The organism is Kitasatospora sp. Xyl93, from assembly GCF_055383135.1.
In genome coordinates, this window is the sequence record NZ_AP029185.1 from 1,614,882 (window position 1) to 1,636,263 (window position 21,382).

Annotated in this window: 19 protein-coding genes and 1 riboswitch; of the genes, 2 read left to right on the plus strand and 17 right to left on the minus strand. The window is 73.8% G+C overall.

The features are described 5' to 3' along the window. Window positions 1-73: 73 nt before the first annotated feature. Both ACZ5GH_RS06700 and nicT read right to left on the minus strand, forming a co-directional pair. Window positions 74-1,180, minus strand: coding sequence for a M24 family metallopeptidase (locus tag ACZ5GH_RS06700; protein WP_387750926.1), 1,107 nt, complete (start codon window positions 1,178-1,180; stop codon window positions 74-76). A 176-nt stretch (window positions 1,181-1,356) separates the two neighbouring features. Next, window positions 1,357-2,475 carry a Nickel transporter NicT gene (gene nicT / locus ACZ5GH_RS06705; RefSeq protein WP_387750923.1) on the minus strand — a complete coding sequence of 373 codons (1,119 nt, stop codon included), beginning with the start codon at window positions 2,473-2,475 and terminating at the stop codon, window positions 1,357-1,359. Between the two features lie 31 nt (window positions 2,476-2,506). Further along, window positions 2,507-2,719: riboswitch (cobalamin riboswitch) on the minus strand. 81 nt (window positions 2,720-2,800) lie between these two features. On the opposite strand from nicT, the gene ACZ5GH_RS06710 reads away from it, so the two are divergent. Both ACZ5GH_RS06710 and ACZ5GH_RS06715 read left to right on the plus strand, forming a co-directional pair. After that, entirely contained in the window at window positions 2,801-3,184 is a 384-nt protein-coding gene (locus tag ACZ5GH_RS06710) for an ArsR/SmtB family transcription factor (RefSeq protein ID WP_387750920.1), read from the plus strand. Window positions 3,185-3,232: 48 nt separating this feature from the next. Continuing rightward, window positions 3,233-4,900 (plus strand): hypothetical protein, encoded by a 1,668-nt coding sequence (locus tag ACZ5GH_RS06715; protein WP_464333703.1) that lies wholly within the window; start codon window positions 3,233-3,235, stop codon window positions 4,898-4,900. Between the two features lie 81 nt (window positions 4,901-4,981). Here ACZ5GH_RS06715 and ACZ5GH_RS06720 read toward each other — a convergent pair whose 3' ends face one another. The 15 genes from ACZ5GH_RS06720 to ACZ5GH_RS06790 all read right to left on the minus strand — a co-directional run bounded on the left by ACZ5GH_RS06720 (window position 4,982) and on the right by ACZ5GH_RS06790 (window position 21,282). After that, entirely contained in the window at window positions 4,982-6,988 is a 2,007-nt protein-coding gene (locus ACZ5GH_RS06720; RefSeq protein WP_464333704.1) for an AAA family ATPase, read from the minus strand. Between the two features lie 70 nt (window positions 6,989-7,058). Beyond that, entirely contained in the window at window positions 7,059-7,385 is a 327-nt protein-coding gene (locus ACZ5GH_RS06725) for a putative quinol monooxygenase (RefSeq protein WP_387750909.1), read from the minus strand. A gap of 150 nt (window positions 7,386-7,535) precedes the next feature. Further along, window positions 7,536-8,345, minus strand: coding sequence for an Fpg/Nei family DNA glycosylase (locus tag ACZ5GH_RS06730; protein WP_464333705.1), 810 nt, complete (start codon window positions 8,343-8,345; stop codon window positions 7,536-7,538). Between the two features lie 80 nt (window positions 8,346-8,425). Beyond that, entirely contained in the window at window positions 8,426-9,070 is a 645-nt protein-coding gene (locus tag ACZ5GH_RS06735; protein WP_464333706.1) for an AAA family ATPase, read from the minus strand. Between the two features lie 307 nt (window positions 9,071-9,377). Next, the gene (aroQ, locus tag ACZ5GH_RS06740) at window positions 9,378-9,806 is read right to left on the minus strand and encodes a type II 3-dehydroquinate dehydratase (RefSeq protein WP_387751916.1); all 429 of its coding nucleotides are present in this window, start codon (window positions 9,804-9,806) and stop codon (window positions 9,378-9,380) included. Between the two features lie 8 nt (window positions 9,807-9,814). Beyond that, the gene (gene aroB / locus ACZ5GH_RS06745; protein ID WP_387750901.1) at window positions 9,815-10,906 is read right to left on the minus strand and encodes a 3-dehydroquinate synthase; all 1,092 of its coding nucleotides are present in this window, start codon (window positions 10,904-10,906) and stop codon (window positions 9,815-9,817) included. Beyond that, window positions 10,899-11,420, minus strand: a complete 522-nt coding sequence (locus ACZ5GH_RS06750; RefSeq protein ID WP_401104988.1) for a shikimate kinase — start codon at window positions 11,418-11,420, stop codon at window positions 10,899-10,901. The genes aroB and ACZ5GH_RS06750 overlap by 8 nt, the downstream gene beginning before the upstream one ends. Then, window positions 11,417-12,601, minus strand: coding sequence for a chorismate synthase (gene aroC / locus ACZ5GH_RS06755; RefSeq protein ID WP_387750896.1), 1,185 nt, complete (start codon window positions 12,599-12,601; stop codon window positions 11,417-11,419). The genes ACZ5GH_RS06750 and aroC overlap by 4 nt, the downstream gene beginning before the upstream one ends. Window positions 12,602-12,798: 197 nt before the next feature. Further along, a complete protein-coding gene (locus tag ACZ5GH_RS06760) occupies window positions 12,799-13,629 on the minus strand; it encodes a shikimate dehydrogenase (protein WP_387750894.1) in 831 nt (276 codons plus the stop codon). Between the two features lie 34 nt (window positions 13,630-13,663). Beyond that, window positions 13,664-15,595 carry an endolytic transglycosylase MltG gene (mltG, locus tag ACZ5GH_RS06765; RefSeq protein WP_464333707.1) on the minus strand — a complete coding sequence of 644 codons (1,932 nt, stop codon included), beginning with the start codon at window positions 15,593-15,595 and terminating at the stop codon, window positions 13,664-13,666. Window positions 15,596-15,784: 189 nt separating this feature from the next. After that, entirely contained in the window at window positions 15,785-17,044 is a 1,260-nt protein-coding gene (mltG, locus tag ACZ5GH_RS06770) for an endolytic transglycosylase MltG (protein ID WP_464333708.1), read from the minus strand. Between the two features lie 159 nt (window positions 17,045-17,203). Next, the gene (ruvX, locus tag ACZ5GH_RS06775; RefSeq protein WP_363385052.1) at window positions 17,204-17,683 is read right to left on the minus strand and encodes a Holliday junction resolvase RuvX; all 480 of its coding nucleotides are present in this window, start codon (window positions 17,681-17,683) and stop codon (window positions 17,204-17,206) included. Continuing rightward, window positions 17,683-20,352 (minus strand): alanine--tRNA ligase, encoded by a 2,670-nt coding sequence (gene alaS / locus ACZ5GH_RS06780; protein ID WP_401104977.1) that lies wholly within the window; start codon window positions 20,350-20,352, stop codon window positions 17,683-17,685. Before alaS ends, ruvX begins: the two co-directional genes overlap by 1 nt. Then, window positions 20,352-20,798, minus strand: a complete 447-nt coding sequence (locus ACZ5GH_RS06785) for a DUF6167 family protein (protein ID WP_387750883.1) — start codon at window positions 20,796-20,798, stop codon at window positions 20,352-20,354. The genes alaS and ACZ5GH_RS06785 overlap by 1 nt, the downstream gene beginning before the upstream one ends. Before the next feature lie 4 nt (window positions 20,799-20,802). Next, window positions 20,803-21,282: a DUF948 domain-containing protein gene (locus ACZ5GH_RS06790; RefSeq protein ID WP_387750881.1), complete on the minus strand. Its 480-nt coding sequence runs from the start codon at window positions 21,280-21,282 to the stop codon at window positions 20,803-20,805. Window positions 21,283-21,382: the final 100 nt, after the last annotated feature.

Below are 21,382 nucleotides of genomic sequence, written 5' to 3' on the forward strand. Positions count from 1 at the left end.
GCACTAACTCCTGTATAGCTGTCAAGGAACCAAGGGTTTGCGTCCTGCCGCCCGCGGCCCCCGGGGGCCGCGGTCACAGGGCGAGGAGCTCCTTGGTGGTGATGGTGAGCAGCTCGGGCCCGCCCTCCTCGAGGGGGCGCACGACGAGCGTGTCCTCGATCCGGACGCCGCCCTTGCCCGGGAGGTGGACTCCTGGGCCGACGGTGACCGGCACGCGGCTGTCCAGTTTACCCATGTCCGCCGGGCCGAGGCGCGGCGCCTCCCGCATCTCCAGCCCGATGCCGTGGCCCACCGGGTGCGGAGAGGCCTCGGCGTGGCCGGCCGCCTCCAGGACCTGCCGGGCCGCCCGGTCGGGTACGCACTGCTCCACGCCCGGTCCGAGTGCCTCCCGCCCGGCCCGCTGGGCCCGGAAGACCAGCCGGTGCAGCTCCACCTGCCAGGGCGCCGGCGCGGCGCCGATCACGAAGGTGCGGGCGGTGGAGACGCCGTAGCCGCGGTACTGGGCGCCCATCACCACGGTCAGGAAGTCGCCCTCCTCCACCCGGCGGTCGGTCGGCTGGTGGGCGGCCTGGCCGGAGTGGCTGCCGGTGCCGACCGAGACCGGGAAGGCCGCCCGGTCGGCGCCGTGGTCGATCATCCGGCGCTCCAGCTCCATCGCCAGGTGCCGCTCGGTGCGGCCGACCAGGATCGACTCCAGCAGCTCGCCCAGCGCCTGGTCGGCGATCTCCGCGGCGATCCGCAGGTCCGCGATCTCGCGCTCGTCCTTGACCACCCGCAGCCGCTCGACCGTCTGGCCGAGGTCCACCAGCCGGGCCCCCTCGGTCAGGCCGGCCACCGCCCGGTGCCGGGTGACGGTCAGGTCGTGCTCCTCCACGGCCAGGCCCGACACCCCGGACCGCGCGGCGGCGGTCGCGGCGGCCAGCGCCGTGTCCGAGCCGGCCGCCACCGGCAGCCTGGTGACGTCCGGAGCGATCAGGTGCTCCCCGGAGTCGTCCGGCGGCAGATCGTCCGGCAGCGCGAGCAGGGCGCGCTCCCTGGTCAGCAGCAGGCTCGCCCCGCAGGGCGCGCAGCCCGTCAGGTACCGCACGTTCGCCGCGCGGGTGATCAGCGCCGCATCGGCCCCGGCCGCACTGCAGTGCTCCCTCACCCGCTCCCGCCGCCCCGCGTACGCATCCGCCATGCGTCGAGCCTACGAACCCCCGGCCCGAAGCGCCCGCCGAGCACCCCCGGCAGAACCCCCGGTGCTCCTTGCGCGCCCCCCGCGCGACCGCGCCCTCACCTCCGGGCGCGCGCCGTGCGCCCCGCCCCCGCCCGGGGCCGTGCCGCGGCCCCGGGGACGACCCGCGGGACGGGCGCTCAGGCCTCCTGGCCCGGCGTCCAGCGCTGCTCGACCCGGGCGAGCTTCCAGTACCCGATCGCGATCGCCCAGACCAGCACGAACAGCCCGGCGATGCCGTAGCCGACGTTGTCCAGCGAGATGTCCGCGATGAACCCGGAGACCGGGTCGGTCAGGTCGAGCTTCTCGTGCAGCACCCCGACCAGCTCGATGGTGCCGATGACGAAGGCGACCGCGATCGACAGACCGGTGATGGTCAGGTTGTAGTACACCTTCCGGACCGGGTTGGCGAAGGCCCACTGGTACGCGAAGTTCATGAACGTCCCGTCCAGGGTGTCGAACAGGCTCATCCCGGCCGCGAACAGCAGCGGCAGGCAGACGATCGCGTACCAGGGCAGCCCGGAGGCCGCGCCCGAGCCGGCCATCACCATCAGGGTGACCTCGGTCGCGGTGTCGAAGCCCAGGCCCAGCACCATGCCCACCGGGAACATCTGCCCCGGTCGGGTGATCGACCGGGTCGCCCGGTTCAGCACCCGGGCCATGAAGCCGCGCGAGTCGAGGTGCGCCTCAAGCTCCCGCTCGTCGAACTGCCCGGCCCGCATCGCCCGGAACACCTTGAGGATGCCGAGCAGTGCCGCCAGGTTGAGCGCGCCGATCAGGTAGAGGAAGACGCCCGAGGTGGTCGTCCCGATCATGCCGAGCCACTTGTGGGTGGTCGACTCGTCGTCCATCAGCGTGTTCGCCAGCTGCGCGCCGCCCGCCACCAGGGCGGCCATCACGACCACCATCGAGGAGTGCCCGAGGGCGAACCAGAACCCCACCGAGACCGGCCGCTTGCCGTCCGCCATCAGCTTGCGGGTGGTGTTGTCGATCACCGCGATGTGGTCGGCGTCGAAGGCGTGCCGCATGCCGAGGGTGTACGCGGTGATACCCAGGCCCACCCCGAAGGCCTGGGTACCGACCGCGTACCGCTCGGGTGCGACCAGGAAGACGAGCGTCCCGAAGGCCACCACGTGCATGGCCAGGATCACCCCCATCAACCCGGCCGTACGGATGGTGTCCTCGCGCCGCCACCGGAAGCTCGGCAGCGCGGAGGGGGCCGTCTTCGCCCCGGTGGCGACGGTTTCGGGCAGGGTCATCTGCGGATCACGCTCCAGCACCTCGTGGAAAACCTCGTGAGATGCCGTGGCCGGTCTCCTGGCTGACGGGACGCCCGTACCCGCCTTCCCAGGCGCGCGGGGCGCCCAGTGGCTTCATGGGTACGGACGACGTTCCTCCGTGGGCGGAGGAACGACCCGATCACAGTGGCGAGGGCCGCTCCGGGCTGGGATCCCTGAGGATCCGTCACCGGTCTTCCCGAGCACCACGGCGGGGAACACCGTAGGGGCCGGGCCCCACGGGTGCAAGGCTGCGCACCTGCGCAGGTGTCCAGGATCACAGGGCGCCGCCTGCAAGAATGTCCGCATGCATCTCGTACCGGCCGACCGCGCGGGCCACCGCACCATCGACGGGCACCGGGTCTGCGAGGCCATCGCCGCGATCGGCGAGCCCGCGCACGTCCGGTCCTGGGCCGAGCGGTTCTCGCTGCTCGCCGACCCCGGGCGGCTCGCCCTGCTGCTCGCCCTCCACCGGGCCGGCCCGCTCGCCGTCACCGACCTCGCGGTCGCCACCGGCATGCGCGACCCCGCCGTCTCCCAGGCCCTGCGGCTGCTCCGCACGGCCGGCGTGGTGACCGGCGACCGGGACGGACGGGTGGTGCGCTACCGGCTCGTGGACGAGGCCATGCGCCCCCTCCTCGACGAGTGCACCGCCGCCGAGCACCACGAGCCCACCGCGGCCGCCGGCTGACACCCGCAAACCCCGGCCGGGACCGGGCCCGACCAGTACGATCATGGTGTGCCGTCCCATCCCCACGTCTGGCCCGCCGACCGCTGGAACACCCGACCAGTCAGGGCCCGCGTGCTGGCGGTCGCCCGCACCCTCACCTCGGCCACCCGGGTCCTGGACGTCCTCACCCTGCTGAGCCCGGACGGCATCGAGCGGTACTTCACCGTCAACCCCGGCTCCGCCTTCGCCGACCGCGCCCTGGACGAGTACCTGCACGGCCTGCCCGGCTTCACCGTGCTGGACTGGGAGGACGCCGTCCGCCGCCGCTTCGACCTGGCCGTCGCCTGCGCCGTCCACTCCTCCATGCACCGCCTGGACGCCCGCCTCGTCGTCCTCCCGCACGGCGCCGGCTACAACCGCCTGGTCACCGAGTCGACCGGCGACACGGTCACCGCCGCCGGCCTGTCCCGCAACGAACTCACCCACCGCGGACGGGTGTTCGTGGACGTCCTCGGCCTCTCCCACCCCGAGCAGCTGGACCGGCTGCGGGACTCCTGCCCCGAGGCGCTGGACGTCGCCCGGGTCGTCGGCGACCCGTGCTTCGACCGGATGCTCGGCAGCCGGCGCTCCCGCGACGGCTACCGCGCCGCGCTCGGCGCCACCTGCGGCCGACGGCTCGTCGTCGTCAGCTCCACCTGGAGCGAGCACTCGTTATTCGGCCGCCGCCCCGACCTCCCCCAGCGGCTGGTCCGCCGGCTCCCCGCCGACGAGTACACGGTGGCCGTCGTCCTGCACCCCAACGTCTGGAGCCGCCACGACCCCGAGGCGCTGCTCGACGGCGCCCGCCGGATGGGCCTGCGCCTGATCCCGCCCCACCAGGGCTGGCAGGCCGCGCTCGTCGCCGCCGACTGCGTGATCGGCGACCACGGCTCGGTCACCGTCTACGGCGCCGCCCTGGAGCGCCCCACCGTGCTCGTCGCCACCGGCGCCGCCGAACTCGACCCGCGCTCCCCCGGCTACGCCTTCGGCCAGGCCGCGCCCGTCCTCGACCCGGACGGGGACCTCGCCGCCCAGCTCGAACTGGCCCTGGCCCAGGACCCGGCCGGCCTGAGCGGCGTCACCGGCCGCTCACTCGCCCACCGCGGCGAGTCCGCCCGGCTGCTGCGCCCGCTGCTCTACTCCTTCCTGGACGGACTGGACGAACCCGGGGACGAGCCGGCCCTGCCGCCCTACCCCAGGCCGCTCCCCGCGACCACCGAGGGGCCCACCGCGTACGACGTCGAGGGCAGCAGCGACGGCACCGAGGTCAGCCTCCGGCGCTACCCCTTCGCCCCGGACGGCCACCCCCCGCGCGGCTTCCACGCCCTCACCGACGAGCACCCGGGCGACGCCCTGCGCTACACCGCCGAGGTCCTCGCCCGCACCGAGGCCCACGCCGAACGCCCGGCCACCCGCTGGCTCGCCGACACCGCCGCCGAACTCCCCGGCCTGGCCGTCGCGGTGGCCGCCCTCGGCCCGGCCCGCCACCTGCTGCGGCTGCGCACCGGCCTGCTGCTGGAGGCCCGCGCCGAACCGGACTGGGACCGCCCCGACCCCGGCATCGACCCGCTGCTGCTCGGCTCCGCCGTCGCCACCTGGCTCGCCGACGGCGGCGAGCCGGCCGGCCTCGCCGAGCACGGGCTCACCGTCCGCACCGGCGAGCACCGCGCCCGGGTGTCGTTCCGTACCAGGTCGTAGCCGTACCGGTCCCTCGGCCCGTCCCGGGTCCTGGCCGTACCGATCCCTCGGTCCGTACCGCGTCCTGGCCGTACCGGGGTCCTACTCCGACAGCTCCCGCAGCCGCGCCCGGCTGCGCTCGGCCAGCTCCGCGTCGTCCAGCTCCTCGGCGAGGGAGACGATCAGGGTGTGCGCCTGCGCCTCCTTGGCGTACTGGCTGCGCTCCCTGGCCTGCCGGGCGCAGTCGTCCGCGTGGGCGACGGCGAGGTCCAGCTGTCCGAGGGCCCGGTGCGCCCTGGCGCGGACCAGCGGCAGCTTCATCAGCATGTCGTCGTCCCCGGTCCGCCCGGCGTGAGCCGTGGCCTCGGCCAGCAGGGCCAGCGCCTGCTCCGGACGGCCGTCGGCGATCAGCGCCTGCGCCAGGTTGTAGCTCTGGACGATCTCGCCGTGGTCGTCGCCCCGGTTCTCCGCCAGGGCCAGGGTGAACCGCTGCACCGCGTCGGCCGGGCGCCCGTCGGCCAGGCAGAGCAGCCCGTCCGTCTCGTAGAGCACCCCCACCACCTGGCGCTCGGTCACCAGCGGCACCTGCTCGGTGGCGAGCGCCAACTGCTCGGCGGCGAGCCGGTACTCGCCGCGGTCGACGTGGGCGCGGGCGAGCTGGTTGCGCATCCGCACCACGGCCGCCGGCCGGTTGTCCCACTGGGCCGACTCGACGCCGAGCCGGTGGGTGGCGATCCAGTCCTGGTACAGCTTGCGGCCGTGGTAGAGCGGCCAGAGCGACTCGCAGAGCCGCCACACCTCGCCGTGCCAGCCCTGCTCGGCCGCCTCCGCCACCACCGCGCGGAAGTTGGCGCGTTCGGCGTACAGCCACTCCAGGGCCGCGGCCCCGGAGGCGAAGCGGGGCAGCTCGTCACCGCTCGGGTCCTGGAGGCGCAGGCGATTCCCGGCCATCGCGCGGTCGGCGGCCGACGCCCGGCCCCGGTAGTACGCCACGACCCCGGCGAGGAGGGGCCCGCGGTCCGGCAGCTCCCGGGTCCGGCCGTAGGCGTGCAGCCGCACCACGTCGTGGGCCCGGAAACGGTCCTCGCGGTCGCCGTCCACCACCTCGTCCAGCAGGTGGGCGCCGCGCAGCTCCCCGATCGCCCGCTCGGCCCGCTCGACGCCGACCGCGCGCGCCAGTTCGGCGGACACGAAGGGGCCGGGGTGCACGCCGACCAGGTGGTAGAGCGCCCGGCCCTGAGCCGACAGCCGTTCGTAGACCAGGTCGTAGGTCGCGCCGAGATCGCTCTCCTCGTCCTCCAGCATCGCCAACCTGCCCTCGCGGTCGTGGAGTTCGGCCACCACCCGGCCGACCGGCAGGTTGTCCCGGTCCAGCAGCTGGCTGCCGACCGCGTTCAGCGCGAGCGGCAGCCCGCCGCACAGCTCGACCAGTTCCGCCAGCTCCCCGTCGGTGCCCCGCCCGGAGCCGACCCAGCCGCGCACCAGCTCGGCGCCCGCCGTCGCGCTCAGCGGCCCGAGCCGGCGCACCTCGGCGCCGTCCACCCGCAGCGCGGGCAACCGCCGCCGGCTCGCGACCACCACCAGCCCGCCGGACGGGAGCAGCGCGCGGACCTCCGCGGCGTGCTCGACGTTGTCCAGGAAGAACAGGCACCGGCGCCCGGCGGTGGCGGTGCGGAACGCCGTGAACCGCTCGGCCTCCACGGCCGGGGGCTCGGTGCCGAGGGCGCGCAGGAAGCCGGCCAGCAGTTCGGGGAGGTCCACCCCGCCCTGGTGCCGGTAGGCCTTCAGGTCGGCGTAGAGGTCCCCGCCCGGGAAGTGCTCCCGGTGGTCCTCGGTGAACTTGGCGATCAGTTCGGTCTTCCCGACCCCGCCGAGGCCGGTGAACACCACGACCCCGAGCCCGTCCTCCTCGACCCGGCGCAGCGCGGCGGCCAGTGCGGCGATCTCCGGCTCGCGGTTGACGAACGGGCCGTGCGGCGCGCGCACCTGACGGGGCCTCGGCACCTCCCGCGGCTGGTGGAGGTGGAGCGTCCCGATGTTCCCGGCCTGCACCAGGTGGCCGCCCACCGTGGCGCCTGACACGGTGTTGGCCACCTCGTGCCGTTCCATCCGCCTGCTCCCTCCGGCCGGTCGGCCCCAGCCTACGGGCTGGGCGCCGCACCGGTGGGGCACTCGGATGTCACCGGGGGGTGATCTCGCCCATCTCCGCCCAGCCGTCCATGCCGGGGATCTCGGTCGACACGATCCGCGGCTTGGCGGCCACCGCGTAGGACAGGTCCTCCATGGCCTTGGCGAAGTGCGCGGACTCCACGTGCTCCCGGCCCGCGTCGCCGTCGCGGAACGCCTCGACCAGGACGAACTCGTTGGGGTCCTCGACGCTGCGGGACCACTCGAAGAAGATGTTGCCGGGCTCGTCGCGGGTGGCCCGGGTGAACTCGTCGACCAGGTCGAGCCAGCCGTCGACGCGCTCGGGGCGGACCGGGAACTTGACCGTGATGAAGATCATGGGACTTCCTTTCGCTGCACGTTCACACGTGGCAGTACCGGTAGGGACAGGCTGCTCGGCGAGCACGCCGACCATCGTCGCAGGTCAGAAAGGTCGTATGCGACACGGGGGCAGCGTCGGCACGCGGCGGCGCGGCACGGCCGGGCCCGGTCAGGCCGCCTGGCAGGCCGGGCACCAGAAGAGGTTGCGGGCGGCGTGCTCCTCCGTCCGCACGTCGGTGCCGCAGACCAGGCAGGGCATCGCGGCCCGCCGGTAGACGTACACCTCGCCGCCGTGGTCGTCCACCCGCGGCGGGCGGCCCATCGCCTCGGGGGTGTGCTCGGGACGGACGGTGTCGATCCGGCCGGCCGTGACGCCCTCGCGCATCAGGGCGACCAGGTCGGCCCAGATCGCGTCCCACTCCCGGCGGGTGAGGTCGCGCCCGGCCCGGTGCGGGTCGATGCCGTGCCGGAACAGCACCTCGGCCCGGTAGACGTTGCCCACCCCGGCCAGCACCTTCTGGTCCATCAGCAGCGCCGCGACGGTCGTCCGGCTGCCCGATATCCGGCGCCAGGCGGTGTCCGGGTCGGCGTCGGCGCGCAGCGGGTCGGGGCCCAGCCGGGCGGCGACGGCGGCCTTCTGCTCCCCGGTGACGAGCGCGCAGGTGTTGGGACCGCGCAGGTCGGCGTAGCCGTCCTCGTTCTCCAGCCGCAGCCGGACCAGCCCGACCGGCTCGGGCGCCGGGCCGGTGCCGAAGGTGAACCCGCCGTACAGGCCGAGGTGGACGTGCACCCAGCCGCCCTCCTCGAAGCCGAGGAACAGGTGCTTGCCAGTGGCCTCCGCCCCGGTGAGCAGCTGCCCGTCGATCACCTTGGCCTCGTCGGCGAACCGGCCCTGCGGGCTGGAGACCCGCACCGGGCGTCCGCCGAAGGCCGTCCGGCTCTCGATGGCGAGGCGGTGGATGATGTGGCCTTCGGGCACGGGCGTCGGCTCCTCCGGGCGCGGCGACAGGGACCCGTCCATCATCGCAGCCGGCACCGACAGCCCCGCGACGCCGCCGGTCAGCGGACCGGGATGCCCATCAGCCGGGCCAGGATGACCCGGTCCAGCTCGGCGGCCGTCCCGGCGACGTCCAGGTAGGAGTTGTCGATGATCGGCAGCCCGGAGTTGTACCAGCCGGCCATCCTCCCGTGGATGCGGGCCACCTCCTCGTCCCCGAGGCGGCGGTTGCCGCTGCGCCGGGCGTTGCGCCGCAGCACCGAGTCCAGGCTGGGCAGCAGCACGACCGGGATCATGCCGGGGCCGATGTGGCGCTTCCAGCCGCCGAGGCCGATCGCGGGGCGGTCCGGGAAGACGGCGTCGTCGATGATGCAGGAGATCCCGTTGGCCAGGTAGTTGCGGCAGGCGAAGCCGCAGGTGCGGCGGGCCAGCCGGTACTGCGCCTCGGAGGCGTTGTTCCAGCCGGACTGCGGGTTGGCGAAGCCGGACTGCACCCACTCGCGGACGTCGTCCAGGCTGATGTGCGCGGTCGGGCCGGGCCGCCGCTCGGCCCAGTGGCGGGCGACGGTGGTCTTGCCGGCCCCGGCCGGTCCGATCAGCAGGACGGCGATCGGCCCGGCGGGCGCGTGGTGCTGCGGCGGGTGGGCGGGCAGCTGGACGGGCGCGCCGGACGGCAGCACGAAGTGCCCGGTGCCCCCGGCGGACACCGGTGCGCTCGGCGCCGGACCGGCCGGAGCGACCGCGGGGGCCGGAGCCGGACGGGCGGCGGGCCCGGGAGCCGCCGGGGCGGTGGGCGCCGGACGGACCGGCGGCGGAGACGGCGGGGAGACCGGCGCCCCCGACGACGTCCCCCGGGTACCGCCCGCCGGCGGCACCGGCGGGGCGACAGGACGCGGCGGGACCTGCCCACCTCCGGCGTACTGCGTCACGACACCTCCCGACACCTCTCAGCGGGGACACTACACGGCGGCCCGGCGGCGGGCACAGTCCGCCGCCGGGCCACCGCCGGTACCCTCAGCGGGCGGTGAGCTGCTCGGCCAGCGCGCGCAGCGCCAGCTCGTAGGAGCCGAGCCCGAAGCCGGCGATGGTGCCGGAGGCCACCGCGGCGATCACCGAGGTGTGCCGGAAGGTCTCCCGGGCGTACGGGTTGGAGATGTGCACCTCGATCAGCGGCGCGGTGCGCTGGGCCGCCGCGTCCCGCATGGCGTACGAGTAGTGCGTGAACGCACCGGGGTTGATCACCACCGGCACCCGCCCGTCGGCCGCCTCGTGCAGCCACTCCACCATCCGCTGCTCGGAGTTGGTCTCGTGCACCTCGACCTCGAAGCCGAACTCCCTGCCCAGCGCGGTGCAGCGCTCGACCAGTCCGGCGTACGAGGTGGCGCCGTAGACGTCCGGTTCGCGGCTGCCCAGCCGGCCCAGGTTGGGGCCGTTGAGCACCATCACCCTGGTCACGCCGAGACCTCCGCGTACGCGGCGACCAGCAGCGACGGGTCGGGGCCCTCCAGCACGGAGGTCTTGCCCAGGCCGTCCAGCACGATGAAGCGGATCAGGTCGCCGCGCGACTTCTTGTCGATCTTCATCGCGTCCAGCAGCTTCGGCCAGGCGTCCGCCCGGTAGCTCAGCGGCAGGCCGACCGAGGCCAGCACGGTGCGGTGCCGGTCGGCCGTCTCGTCGTCCAACCGCCCGGCCAGGCGGCCGAGTTCGGCGGCGAAGACCATGCCGATGGAGATCGCGGCGCCGTGCCGCCACTTGTACCGCTCGTTGCGCTCGATGGCGTGGCCGAGGGTGTGGCCGTAGTTGAGGATCTCGCGACGCCCGGACTCCTTGAGGTCCCCGGAGACCACGTCGGCCTTGACCTGGATGGCCCGGCGGATCAGCTCGACGGTGTGCGGGCCGGCCGGCGTCTTGGCGCCCTCCGGGTCGGCCTCGATCAGGTCGAGGATGGCCGGGTCGGCGATGAAGCCGCACTTGATGACCTCGGCCAAGCCGGAGACGTAGTCGTGCCGGGGCACGGTCTCCAGGGTGTCGAGGTCGGCCAGCACGCCCACCGGCGGGTGGAAGGCGCCGACCATGTTCTTGCCCTCGGCGATGTTGATGCCGGTCTTGCCGCCGACGGCCGCGTCGACCATGCCGAGCAGCGTGGTGGGCATGGAGATCCAGCGGACCCCGCGCAGCCAGGTGGCGGCGACGAAGCCGGCCAGGTCGGTGGTGGCGCCGCCGCCGAGGCCGACGACGACATCGCTGCGGGTGAAGCCGGTCTGCCCGAGCACCGACCAGCAGTACGCGGCGACCTCGGCGCTCTTGGCGTCCTCGGCGTTGGGCACCTGGAGCGCGATGGCCTCGTAGCCCTCGCCGAGCAGGTCCTCGCGGATCGCGTCGGCGGTGGCGGCCAGCGCCTCCGGGTGGATGATCGCGACCCGCTTGGCCCGGGCGCCGATCAGCGGCGCCAGCTCACCGAGCAGCTGGTGCCCGATCAGCACGTCGTACGGGTCGTGGCCGGCGCTGCCGCCGACGTGGATCCTGACGGTGGTGTCAGTCATGGGGGGTCTTCAGCTCCAGTGCTTCCAGTACGGCGTCCGCGACCTGCTCCGGGCTGCGCCCGGCGGTGTCGACCACGGCGGTGGCCACCTCCAGGTAGAGGGGGCGGCGGGCTTCCATCAGCTCCCGCCAGCGGGCCCGCGGGTTGACGGCCAGCAGCGGGCGCGGGGCGTCCAGGCCGACCCGCTTGACCGCGTCGGCGAGCGGGACCTCCAGGAAGACCACCGGCAGCTCGCGCAGCAGCGCGCGGGTGGCCTCGGCCGTCACCGCGCCGCCGCCGAGCGCCAGGACCCCGTCGTGCCCCTCGGCGGCCGCGCGGACGGCCGCCGTCTCCAGCGCGCGGAAGTGCGGCTCGCCCTCGTCGACGAAGATGTCCGGGACGGGCTTGCCGGCCGTCGCCTCGACGTCGGCGTCGGTGTCCCGGAAGCCGACGCCCAGGCGCTCGGCCAGGACCCGCCCGACGGTGGACTTGCCACTGCCGGGCGGGCCGACCAGCACCACGACGGGGGTCGTCATCGGATGATCAGGTGGTCGAGGTAGCCCTGCACGTTGCGGCGGGTCTCGGAGACGTGGTCCCCGCCGAACTTCTCGGTCACCGCGTCCGCCAGCACCAGCGCGACCATCGCCTCGGCGACGATGCCGGCGGCCGGAACCGCGCAGACGTCCGAGCGCTGGTGGTGCGCCTTGGCCGGCTCGCCGGTGCGCACGTCCAGGGTCTGCAGCGCCCGCGGCACGGTGGCGATCGGCTTCATCGCGGCGCGCACCCGCAGCACCTCGCCGGTGGACAGGCCGCCCTCGGTGCCGCCGGAGCGGCCGGAGGTGCGCTTGACGCCCTCGGCGGTCGGGACGATCTCGTCGTGGGCCTTGGAGCCCGGCACCCGGGCCAGGTCGAAGCCGTCGCCGACCTCGACGCCCTTGATCGCCTGGATGCCCATCAGCGCGGCGGCCAGCCGCGCGTCCAGCCGGCGGTCCCAGTGCACGTGCGAGCCGAGGCCCACCGGCACGCCGTACGCCAGCACCTCGACCACGCCGCCCAGGGTGTCGCCGTCCTTGTGGGCCTGGTCGATCTCGGCGACCATCGCCTTCGAGGCGTCGGCGTCCAGGCAGCGCACCGGGTCCTCGTCCAGCCGGGCCTCGTCCGAGGGCAGCGGCACCACGCCGGCCGGCGCCTTGGCGGCGGCCAGCTCGACCACGTGGCTGACGATCTCGATCCCGGCCACCTCGCGCAGGTACGCGCGGGCGACGGCGCCCAGCGCGACCCGGGCGGCCGTCTCCCGGGCGCTGGCGCGCTCCAGGATCGGCCGGGCCTCCTCGATCGAGTACTTCTGCATGCCGGCCAGGTCGGCGTGGCCGGGGCGGGGCCGGGTGAGCGCCTCGTTGCGGGCCAGGCCCGCCAGCACCTCGGGGTCGACCGGGTCGGCCGACATGACCTGCTCCCACTTCGGCCACTCGGTGTTGCCGACCATGACCGCGACCGGGCTGCCCATGGTCAGACCGTGCCGGACGCCGCCGAGGAAGGTCACCTCGTCCTGCTCGAACTTCATCCGCGCCCCGCGGCCGTAACCGAGCCGGCGGCGCGCCAGCGCGTCGGCCACCACGTCGGTGGTGACCGGTACACCGGCGGGCAGGCCTTCCAGCGTCGCGACGAGTGCGGGGCCGTGCGACTCCCCCGCCGTCAGCCAGCGCAACGTACCCAACGGAGCTCCTTCATCAGCGGACCGGACCTCGGCACCGCCGGGGCCCGCCCGGGCGTGCCTTGTGCCTGAATCCTTTCATGCCCCAGCAGCACCTGGGGGCACAGTCCGCGTGACGGACGGCAACCGGCCACCATCCGGCCGGGAAGCTGCCGGGAACCTGCCGGGAACCTGCCGGAGGACGGGCCGGGTGCCGGGGCTCAGTGCCCGGCGAGCGCCTTCTCCCCTGCCTCGCGCATCGCCGCCAGCGGCCCGGGCGTGCGCCCGGTGAAGGCCTCGCTCTGCAGCACCGCCTGGTGCACCAGCAGGTCCAGCCCGCCCAGGACGGTCGCCCCGCGCCCGGCGCAGGCGGCGGCCAGCGCCGTCGGCCACGGGTGGTAGAGCACGTCGAACAGCGCGCCCGGCTCGGCGGGCAGCGCGTCGGCGAAGCCGTCGGTCGCGCCGACCGGCGTGGTGGAGACGGTCAGCGGCCGGGCCAGCGCCTCGGCGCCGCGCTCCCAGTCCGCGGTGCGGACGGCCACGCCGAGCCGGTCGCCCAGCTCGGCCATCTCCCGGGCCCGCTCGGCACTGCGCACGTAGACCGTCACCTCGCCGGTGCAGATCTGGGCCAGCGCGGCCAGCGCCGAGGAGGCGGTGGCCCCGGCGCCCAGCACGGCCGCCTCGGGCACCTCGGTGATGCCGCGCTCGCGCAGCGCGTTGACCAGCCCGGGGACGTCGGTGTTGTCCCCGGTGCGCCGACCGTCGGCGGTGAACACCACGGTGTTCACCGCGTCCACCGAGCGGGCCGTCGCGCTGACCTCGTCGAGCAGCGGGATGACCGCCCGCTTCAGCGGCATGGTGAGCGACAGCCCGGCCCACTCGGCCTCGTCCAGGGCGGCGACGAACCCGGGCAGCCCGGCCTCGTCCACCTCGAAGCGGTCGTAGCGCCAGCCGTCGAGCCCGAGCGCCGCGAAGGCCGCCCGGTGCAGGTCCGGCGAGAGCGAGTGGGCGATCGGCGAGCCGAGTACGGCCGCCCGGTGCTTGCTGGTCAACGCTGCCTCTCCGCGAACTGTCTTCCGGCCGTGGCTACTTGGTGGTGCAGTGGCCGCGCGCCTCGTCGAAGTTCTGCCCGGCCGACTGGCAGTACTCCTTGACGTTGGCGTAGTGCTCCTTGCTCGTCTCGGCGAACCGGGTGTTGGTCGGGGACATCGCGATGAAGTACAGCCACTTGCCGTCCGCCGGGTGCAGCACCGCGTTGAGCGCCTCGTCGCCGGGGTTGGAGATCGGACCGGGCGGCAGGCCCGGGTTCACGTAGGTGTTGTACTTGTTGGACGCGTCGTCCATGTCCTTCTTGTTGAGGTCCTTGCGGCCCAACGAGTACTGGAGCGTGGTGTCCATGCCGAGCCGGTGGTTGATCTCGCCGCCGGCGGCCAGCCGGTTCTGGATGGTCTTGGCCATCTTGGCGAAGTCGCCGGCGTTGTTGCCCTCGCGCTGGAGGATGCTCGCCTCGATGAGCACCTCGTAGCCGGTCTTCAGCCCCACCGAGGCGGCCTGGGAGTCCAGGCCGGCGTACTTCTCGGTGGCGTTCTTGACCATCTGCTTGAGCAGGTCCTCGGGCTTCATGCCCTCGGCGATGTTGTAGCGGGTCGGCCACAGGAAGCCCTCGACGTTGCCGTTCGCGTACGGCGGCAGGCCGAGCTCGTTCACCTGGGCCTTGGCGACGCCCGCCGTGGTGCCCGGCTGCAGCTTCAGCTTGGTGTCGATCAGGCTGTAGATCTCGGTGGAGTTCTTGCCCTCCGGGACCACGATCGCGGCGCCGCCCGCCTGGGCGAGCAGCTCCTTGAGCGCGGCGGCGGCCGGCATCTCCTTCTTCAGCCCGTAGTAGCCGTACTGGATGGTGCCGCACTTGGGCTCGGCCTTGCAGGCCTCGGAGAACGCGTCGACGCTCTTGACCACGCCGGCGTTCTTCAGCGCCAGGCCGATCTGCCCGCCGACCGCGCCCTTCTTGACCTCCACCTGGACGGAGCCGGTGCCCTCCCCGGTGAAGTCCGGCGCCGGGCCGAAGTGGTCCTGGTAGAAGCCGTAGCCCCACCAGCCGGCCCCGCCCATGGCGCCGAGCAGCACCAGCGCGACCAGCAGGCAGGCGCCGCCGTTGCGGCGGCCCGACTTCTTGCCCTTCTCCTTGCGCTTCTTCTGGGCCTCGCGGGAGTCGTCCTGCTCCCCGAGGAAGCCGGCGTCCCCGGCCTCGGCGTGCTCGTCGAGGTAGCCGTCGTCCTGGTGGCGGCCGTCCTCGTGGCCGTCCCACTCGTCCTTGGCACCCTCACGGGCGGCGCCGACCGGGTCAGCCCCGGCCTCCAGGGCGGCGGCCTCGGCCTCCCAGTCGATCCCGTCCGGGCCGGGGCCGGAGGCCGGCACGGGCTCCGGGGCCGGCTGCCGGCGCCGGCTCCGCTGCCCCGGGGCCTGCTGCTGGGGCGATTGCGGCTGGGGCGCCTGCTGCTGCATCGGCGCCTGCTGCTGGGGGGCCTGGCCCTGCTGCTGCGCGTGGCCCTGCTGCTGGCCCCCGGGGAAACCCTGCTGCTCGTAGCCCTGCTGCTCGTACCCCTGCTGCTCGTAGCCCTGCTGCATCGGCGCCTGCTGCTGGGGCATCTGCTGCTGCGCGTACCCCTGCTGCATCGGCTGCTGAGCCTGCTGCTGCCCGTACCCCTGCTGGGGGTAGCCCTGCTGCGCCGTCTGCTGCGGGTAGCCCTGCTGGACGTAACCCTGCTGCTGGGGGGCCTGCTGCTGGTAGCCCTGCTGCTGCGCCATCATCTGCTGCTGCATCTGCGGCGTCATCTGCTGCTGCGCGTACCCCTGCTGCACGTCCCCGTACGGCTGCTGGGCCGACTGGCCCTGCTGCGGGTACTGCTGCTGCCACTGGCCGTCCTGCTGGCCGGGGACCGGCTGCCGGCCGTCGTACCCGGGATCACCGGGGTGCCACGGCTCGCCCTGGGGGCCGTAGCCCCCGCCCAGATCGGTCATCGATCCCCTTAACCGACGGTGACGGCCGGAGGATCGAACCGGCCGTCCCGGGACGACGCGGTCCCGGCTGAATCTCGAACCGGCGTGCTAGCGCAGCGCCTGGAGGGAGACGTTACCGTACCGCAGCCTTACCCCCGGCCGGGCGGACGCACCGTCGGTGAGCGACCTCACCGACGGCACACACCACCGCTACGGCGTCCCCGCACCGGCGCCGGAAGGCGCACCGGCCCCCGCCCCGGGGGCCGCCGGGCCGGAGCTCGGCGCGGACGCCGAGGCGCTCTGCCTGGCCGCCGCCCGGTTGGCGTTGAACTCCGCCACGTTGCGCTGCTGCACGTCGAAGCTGTCGGTGAACCGGGTGTCCCCGGGCTTCACGGTGACGAAGTACAGCCAGTCCCCCGGCGTCGGGTCCAGCGCCGCCATGATCGCCTGCCGCCCGGGGTTGGAGATCGGGCTCGGCGGCAGCCCGGGGTGCAGGTAGGTGTTGTACGGGGAGTCCAGCCGGGTGTCGGTCACCGAGGTGTTCAGGGTCGACCGGCCGAGCGCGTAGTTGATGGTGGAGTCCAGTTGCAGGGGCATGCCCTTGGCCAGCCGGTTGTAGATCACCCGGGCCACCTTGCCCATGTCCGCGGTGTTGTCGGCCTCGCCCTGGACCATGCTGGCCACGGTGACCAGCCCGTACAGGGTCTGCCCGAGGTTCTGCGCGACGACGTTGGCGTCGTCCCGGCCGAACTCCTTGCCGGCCCGGTCCACCATCTGCTTCAGCAGGTCGAAGGCGGTGGTGCCGTCGGTGACGCTGTACGTCGCCGGGAACAGGTACCCCTCCGGGCTGCCGTTGGTGAAGTCCGGCAGGCCGAGCTCGGCGCCCTGCTCCTGGGCGGTCTTCTGGGTGGTGCCCTCGGGCAGGTTCAGCTTCTTGTCGATGGCCGCGTAGATCTGGTAGCCGCGCCAGCCCTCGGGGATGGTCAGGCCGTTGGCGTTGGCCGGGTCGATCAGGATCGCCAGCGCCGCCACGGCCGACATCTTCTGCTTCAGCGTGTACGTCCCTGGCTGGATCCGCCCGGCCGCCGCCGCGCTGCCCCTCGCGGCCCGGGTGAAGGCCAGCGAGCTGGCCACCACCCCGTTGCGGACCAGCGCCGACGCGATCTGGGAGAGGCCGGCGCCCTCCGGCACCGAGACCTGGACGCTGCCGGTGCCCTGCCCGGCGAAGTCGGCGGCGGCCGGGGGTTTGCGCTGCGACTGGAACCAGGTGTACCCGGTCAGCCCGATCCCGCCGAACACCGCGACCAGGGCGAAGGCGGTGAGCCCGCAGGCCAGCCCGTTGCGCCGTCGGTGCGGATCCGGCGCATCGGAGCGCGGGCGGGGCGCGGACGGCGGGCGGCCCTCCGGCTCCAGCACCGGCGCACCCAGGTGTCCGGGTGTGAGCCCCGGGTGGAAGTCCTGGTCGGTCATGGCTCGCGCCCCCTCGGCGGTCCCGGATCGGTGCGGATCCTCTCCGGTCCGGACTGGATCGATGCGAATCGATCTGAAACGGACACGGAAACGAACGAAGAAGGGGTCCGTGCGGACGCGTCCGCACGGACCCCTCAACGGGACGTTAGATCACACCGGTCAGCCGGTCGCCTCGACGCTCTCACCGGGCGGGCGTCCGCTCACCCGTTCGGACTCAAGGGCGGTCTGGAGGATCACCACCGCGGCGGCCTGGTCGACCACCGAGCGGCCCTTCTTCGCCTTGACCCCCGAGGCGCGCAGCCCGTGGGTCGCGGTGACGGTCGACATCCGCTCGTCCACCAGCCGCACCGGCACCGGGTAGAGCCGGTTCGCCAGCCGGGCCGCGTACGCCCGGACCTTCTCCGCCGCCGGGCCCTCCTTGCCGCTGAGCGAGCGCGGCAGCCCGACGATCACCTCCATCGCGCCGTACTCGTCGACGATGGCGGCGATCCTGGCCTGTGACTTCACCCCGGCCGGGACGGTCTCCACGGGGGTGGCGAGCACCCCGTCGGGGTCGCAGGACGCGACCCCGATCCGGGCGTCCCCGACGTCGACGGCGATCCGCCGCCCCCGCCGGAAGGGCCTCTCCTCCTGCTCCATCAGCTGGCGCGCTCCGCGACCAGGCCGCGCACCGCGGCGATGGCCTCGCCGACCGCGGCCGGGTTGGAGCCGCCGCCCTGGGCGACGTCGTCCTTGCCGCCACCGCCGCCGCCGAGGGTCTTGGCGGCGGTCCGGACCAGCTCGCCGGCCTTGATGCCGCGGCCGCGGGCGTCCTCGTTGGTGGCGATCACGGTCAGCGGACGGTCGTTGGCCACGGTGAAGGCGGCGACCACGGCCGGGCGCGAGCCGAGGCGGCCGCGCACGTCCAGGACCAGCTTGCGCAGCTCGTCCGCGCCCACGCCGTCGGCGACCTGCGCGGCGACCACGGCGACGCCGTGCACGTCCTCGGCCGAGTCGGCCAGGCCCGCCGCGGCGGCCAGCACCTTCTCGGCGCGGAAGCGCTCGATCTCCTTCTCGGCGTCCTTGAGCTTGGCGAGCATGCCCGAGATCTTCTCCGGCAGCTCCTCCGGGCGGCCCTTGACCAGCTCGGTGAGCTGGGAGACCACGGTGTGCTCACGGGCCAGGAAGCGGTACGCGTCGGTGCCGACCAGCGCCTCGACGCGGCGCACGCCGGAGCCGATCGAGGACTCGCCGAGCAGCTTCACCAGGCCCAGCTGGGCGGTGTTGCCCACGTGGGTGCCACCGCACAGCTCCTTGGAGAAGTCGCCGATGGTGACGACCCGGACCTCGTCGCCGTACTTCTCGCCGAACATCGCGATGGCGCCGGCCTTGCGGGCCTGGTCCATCGTCATGACCTCGGCGCTGACCTCCAGCTCGCGGCCCAGCACGTCGTTGATCTTCTGCTCGACGTCGACCAGCACGCTGCCGGGAACGGCGGCGGGCGAACCGAAGTCGAAGCGGAAGCGGCCGGGGGCGTTCTCGGAGCCGGCCTGGGCGGCCGTCGGGCCGAGCGCGTCGCGCAGCGCCTGGTGGGTCAGGTGGGTGGCCGAGTGGGCGCGGGCGATCGCCCGGCGGCGCTCGGTGTCGATCGTGGCGTACGCCGAGGCGCCCAGCACGACCTCGCCGAACAGCACCCCGCCGGAGTGCACGATGACGCCCGGGACGGGCTGCTGCACGTCGCGGATCTCCACCACCGCGCCGGACTCGAGCCGGATCCGGCCCTGGTCGGCGAGCTGGCCGCCGCCCTCGGCGTAGAACGGGGTGCGGTCGAGGATGATCTCGACCTCGTCGCCCTCGGAGGCGGCCGGCGCCGGGACGCCGTCCACCAGCAGGCCGACCACGGTGGCCTCGCCCTCGGTGAGGCTGTAGCCGGTGAAGACGCTGGCGCCGGACTTGTCGGCGACCTCGCGGTACGCGGCGACGTCGGCGTGGCCCATCTTCTTGGCCTTGGCGTCCGCCTTGGCGCGGTCCCGCTGCTCCTGCATCAGGCGGCGGAAGCCGGCCTCGTCCACCTGGAGGCCCTGCTCCTCGGCCATCTCCAGGGTGAGGTCGATCGGGAAGCCGTAGGTGTCGTGCAGCTTGAAGGCCTGGTCGCCGGAGAGGACGGCGCCGCCGGCCTGCTTGGTCTCGGTGACCGCGGCGTCCAGCAGGCTGGTGCCGGCCTTCAGGGTCTGCAGGAAGGCCGCCTCCTCGCCGACGACGACCGTCTCGATGCGCTTGCGGTCGGTCTCCAGCTCCGGGTACTGCGGGGCCATCGCCTTGATCGCGATGTCCGTGAGGTCCTTGGCCACCACGCCGGTGGCGCCCAGCAGGCGCATGTTGCGGATGGCGCGGCGCAGGATGCGGCGCAGCACGTAGCCGCGGCCCTCGTTGCCCGGGGTGACGCCGTCGCCGATCAGCATCAGCGCGGTGCGGATGTGGTCGGTGACCACGCGCAGCGAGACGTCCGACTTGTGGTCGGCGCCGTAGGTGTGGCCGGTGAGCTCGGCGGCGCGGTCGAGGATCATCCGGCTGGTGTCGATCTCGAAGAGGTTGTCGACGCCCTGCAGGATGGCGGCGAGGCGCTCCAGGCCGAGGCCGGTGTCGATGTTCTTGCTCGGCAGGTCGCCGAGGATCTCGAAGCCGTCCTTCCCGTCGCCGTGGCCGCGCTCGTACTGCATGAAGACCAGGTTCCAGATCTCCAGGTAGCGCTCGCCGTTGACGGCCGGGCCGCCCTCCTCGCCGTACGCGGGGCCGCGGTCGTAGTTGATCTCCGAGCACGGGCCGCACGGGCCGGGGACGCCCATCGACCAGAAGTTGTCCTTCATGCCCAGGCGCTGGATGCGCTCCGAGGGCACGCCGATGACGTCACGCCAGATCTGCTCGGCCTCGTCGTCGTCCTTGTAGACGGTGATCCAGAGCTTCTCCTTCTCCAGGCCGTAGCCGCCGTCCGCGACGGGAGTGGTGAGCAGCTCCCACGCGAACTTGATGGCTCCTTCCTTGAAATAGTCGCCGAAGGAGAAGTTGCCGCACATCTGGAAGAAGGAGCCGTGCCGGGTGGTCTTCCCGACCTCCTCGATGTCCAGGGTGCGCACGCACTTCTGGACGCTGGTGGCGCGCGAGAACTGCGGCTTGACCTCGCCCAGGAAGTAGGGCTTGAACGGCACCATGCCGGCGTTGACGAGCAGCAGGGTGGGGTCGTCGGCGACCAGGGACGCCGACGGAACGACGGTGTGGCCGCGCTCCTCGAAGAAGCGCAGCCAGCGGCGGCGGATCTCAGCCGACTCCATTAGTGGTCCTTCCGGTTCGGGGTGCCGCCCCGCGGCGGCAGCGCGCGGCGGGGCGTTTCTTCAGTGGTCTGGGGGGTGGTGCCGGCACCGTCGGGTACCGAGCGGGTGCGGGACGACGGAGGCAGGGCGGCGGCCGGGCTACCGGGCGCCGCCGAGATAGCTCGGTACTGCGGCTCGCCGCGCAGCACCCGGCGGGCGCTGCGGGGCTCCAGCACGGCGGTGCCGTGCAGCCCCAGGTCGTCCTTCAGCTGCTCCTCGCGCTCGGCCATGCCGGCCTTCACGTCCTGCGCGAACTGCTTGGCCAGGTCGCCCAGGTGCAGGGCGCCCCGGGCGGCGGTGCCGGAGAGGCTGTCCGGGGTGAGCCGGTGCACGGCCTCGTTGGCCTTGTTCATGGCCCAGACGGTGGCACCGGCGCCGACCGCCATCCAGAAGATGCGTCGCACCATGCCGTCAGCCCCTCACCGCGCGCCGGACCCGGGAGAACAGGCCGTTCCTGGGCGCCGTCGCGGCGCGCACCTCGGCCCGGACCAGCCGGGCCAGCTCCTCGCGCTCGCCCGCCTGCGCCGGCACCGGCGGCAGGCCGCCCTGCTGCCGGGCGACGGCCTTGCGCACGCCGTAGCTGAACGCGGCGACCTTCACCAGCGGTCCGCCCAGGGTGGCGGCCACGGTGGAGGAGAGCGCGTTGGCGTTGGCGGCGGCGTCCTGCACGTTGGCGGTGATCTCGTCCACCCGCTCCAGTTGCTCGTTGGCGCTGCGCACGGCGGCGCCCGCGTCGGTCAGCAGCGGGACGGCCTGCTCGGTGACCGCGGAGACCAGGACGGCGGCCTCCTTCAGCACCCGCGAGAGGCGGACCAGCACCACGGCGAGCAGGGTGACCAGGACCGCCCAGAACACGGCGACGAGCAATCCGGCCAGCTCTCCCACGGACACCTTTGCGCGCTCCCTCGCCTTGCAACTATTCAGACGGAACCCTATCGCGCCCACGCCCGATTCCCGGACCGGGTTCTCCGCCCGGCGATCCGGTCGGGTG

Coding starts and splice junctions, on each gene's coding strand:
- ACZ5GH_RS06700 (WP_387750926.1), bottom strand. CDS start 1,180: ATGGCGGATGCGTACGCGGGGCGGCGGGAGCGGGTGAGGGAGCACTGC.
- nicT (WP_387750923.1), bottom strand. CDS start 2,475: ATGACCCTGCCCGAAACCGTCGCCACCGGGGCGAAGACGGCCCCCTCC.
- ACZ5GH_RS06710 (WP_387750920.1), top strand. CDS start 2,801: ATGCATCTCGTACCGGCCGACCGCGCGGGCCACCGCACCATCGACGGG.
- ACZ5GH_RS06720 (WP_464333704.1), bottom strand. CDS start 6,988: ATGGAACGGCACGAGGTGGCCAACACCGTGTCAGGCGCCACGGTGGGC.
- ACZ5GH_RS06725 (WP_387750909.1), bottom strand. CDS start 7,385: ATGATCTTCATCACGGTCAAGTTCCCGGTCCGCCCCGAGCGCGTCGAC.
- aroQ (WP_387751916.1), bottom strand. CDS start 9,806: ATGGTGCTCAACGGCCCCAACCTGGGCCGGCTGGGCAGCCGCGAACCG.
- aroB (WP_387750901.1), bottom strand. CDS start 10,906: ATGACTGACACCACCGTCAGGATCCACGTCGGCGGCAGCGCCGGCCAC.
- ACZ5GH_RS06750 (WP_401104988.1), bottom strand. CDS start 11,420: ATGACGACCCCCGTCGTGGTGCTGGTCGGCCCGCCCGGCAGTGGCAAG.
- mltG (WP_464333707.1), bottom strand. CDS start 15,595: ATGACCGATCTGGGCGGGGGCTACGGCCCCCAGGGCGAGCCGTGGCAC.
- mltG (WP_464333708.1), bottom strand. CDS start 17,044: ATGACCGACCAGGACTTCCACCCGGGGCTCACACCCGGACACCTGGGT.
- ruvX (WP_363385052.1), bottom strand. CDS start 17,683: ATGGAGCAGGAGGAGAGGCCCTTCCGGCGGGGGCGGCGGATCGCCGTC.
- alaS (WP_401104977.1), bottom strand. CDS start 20,352: ATGGAGTCGGCTGAGATCCGCCGCCGCTGGCTGCGCTTCTTCGAGGAG.
- ACZ5GH_RS06785 (WP_387750883.1), bottom strand. CDS start 20,798: ATGGTGCGACGCATCTTCTGGATGGCGGTCGGCGCCGGTGCCACCGTC.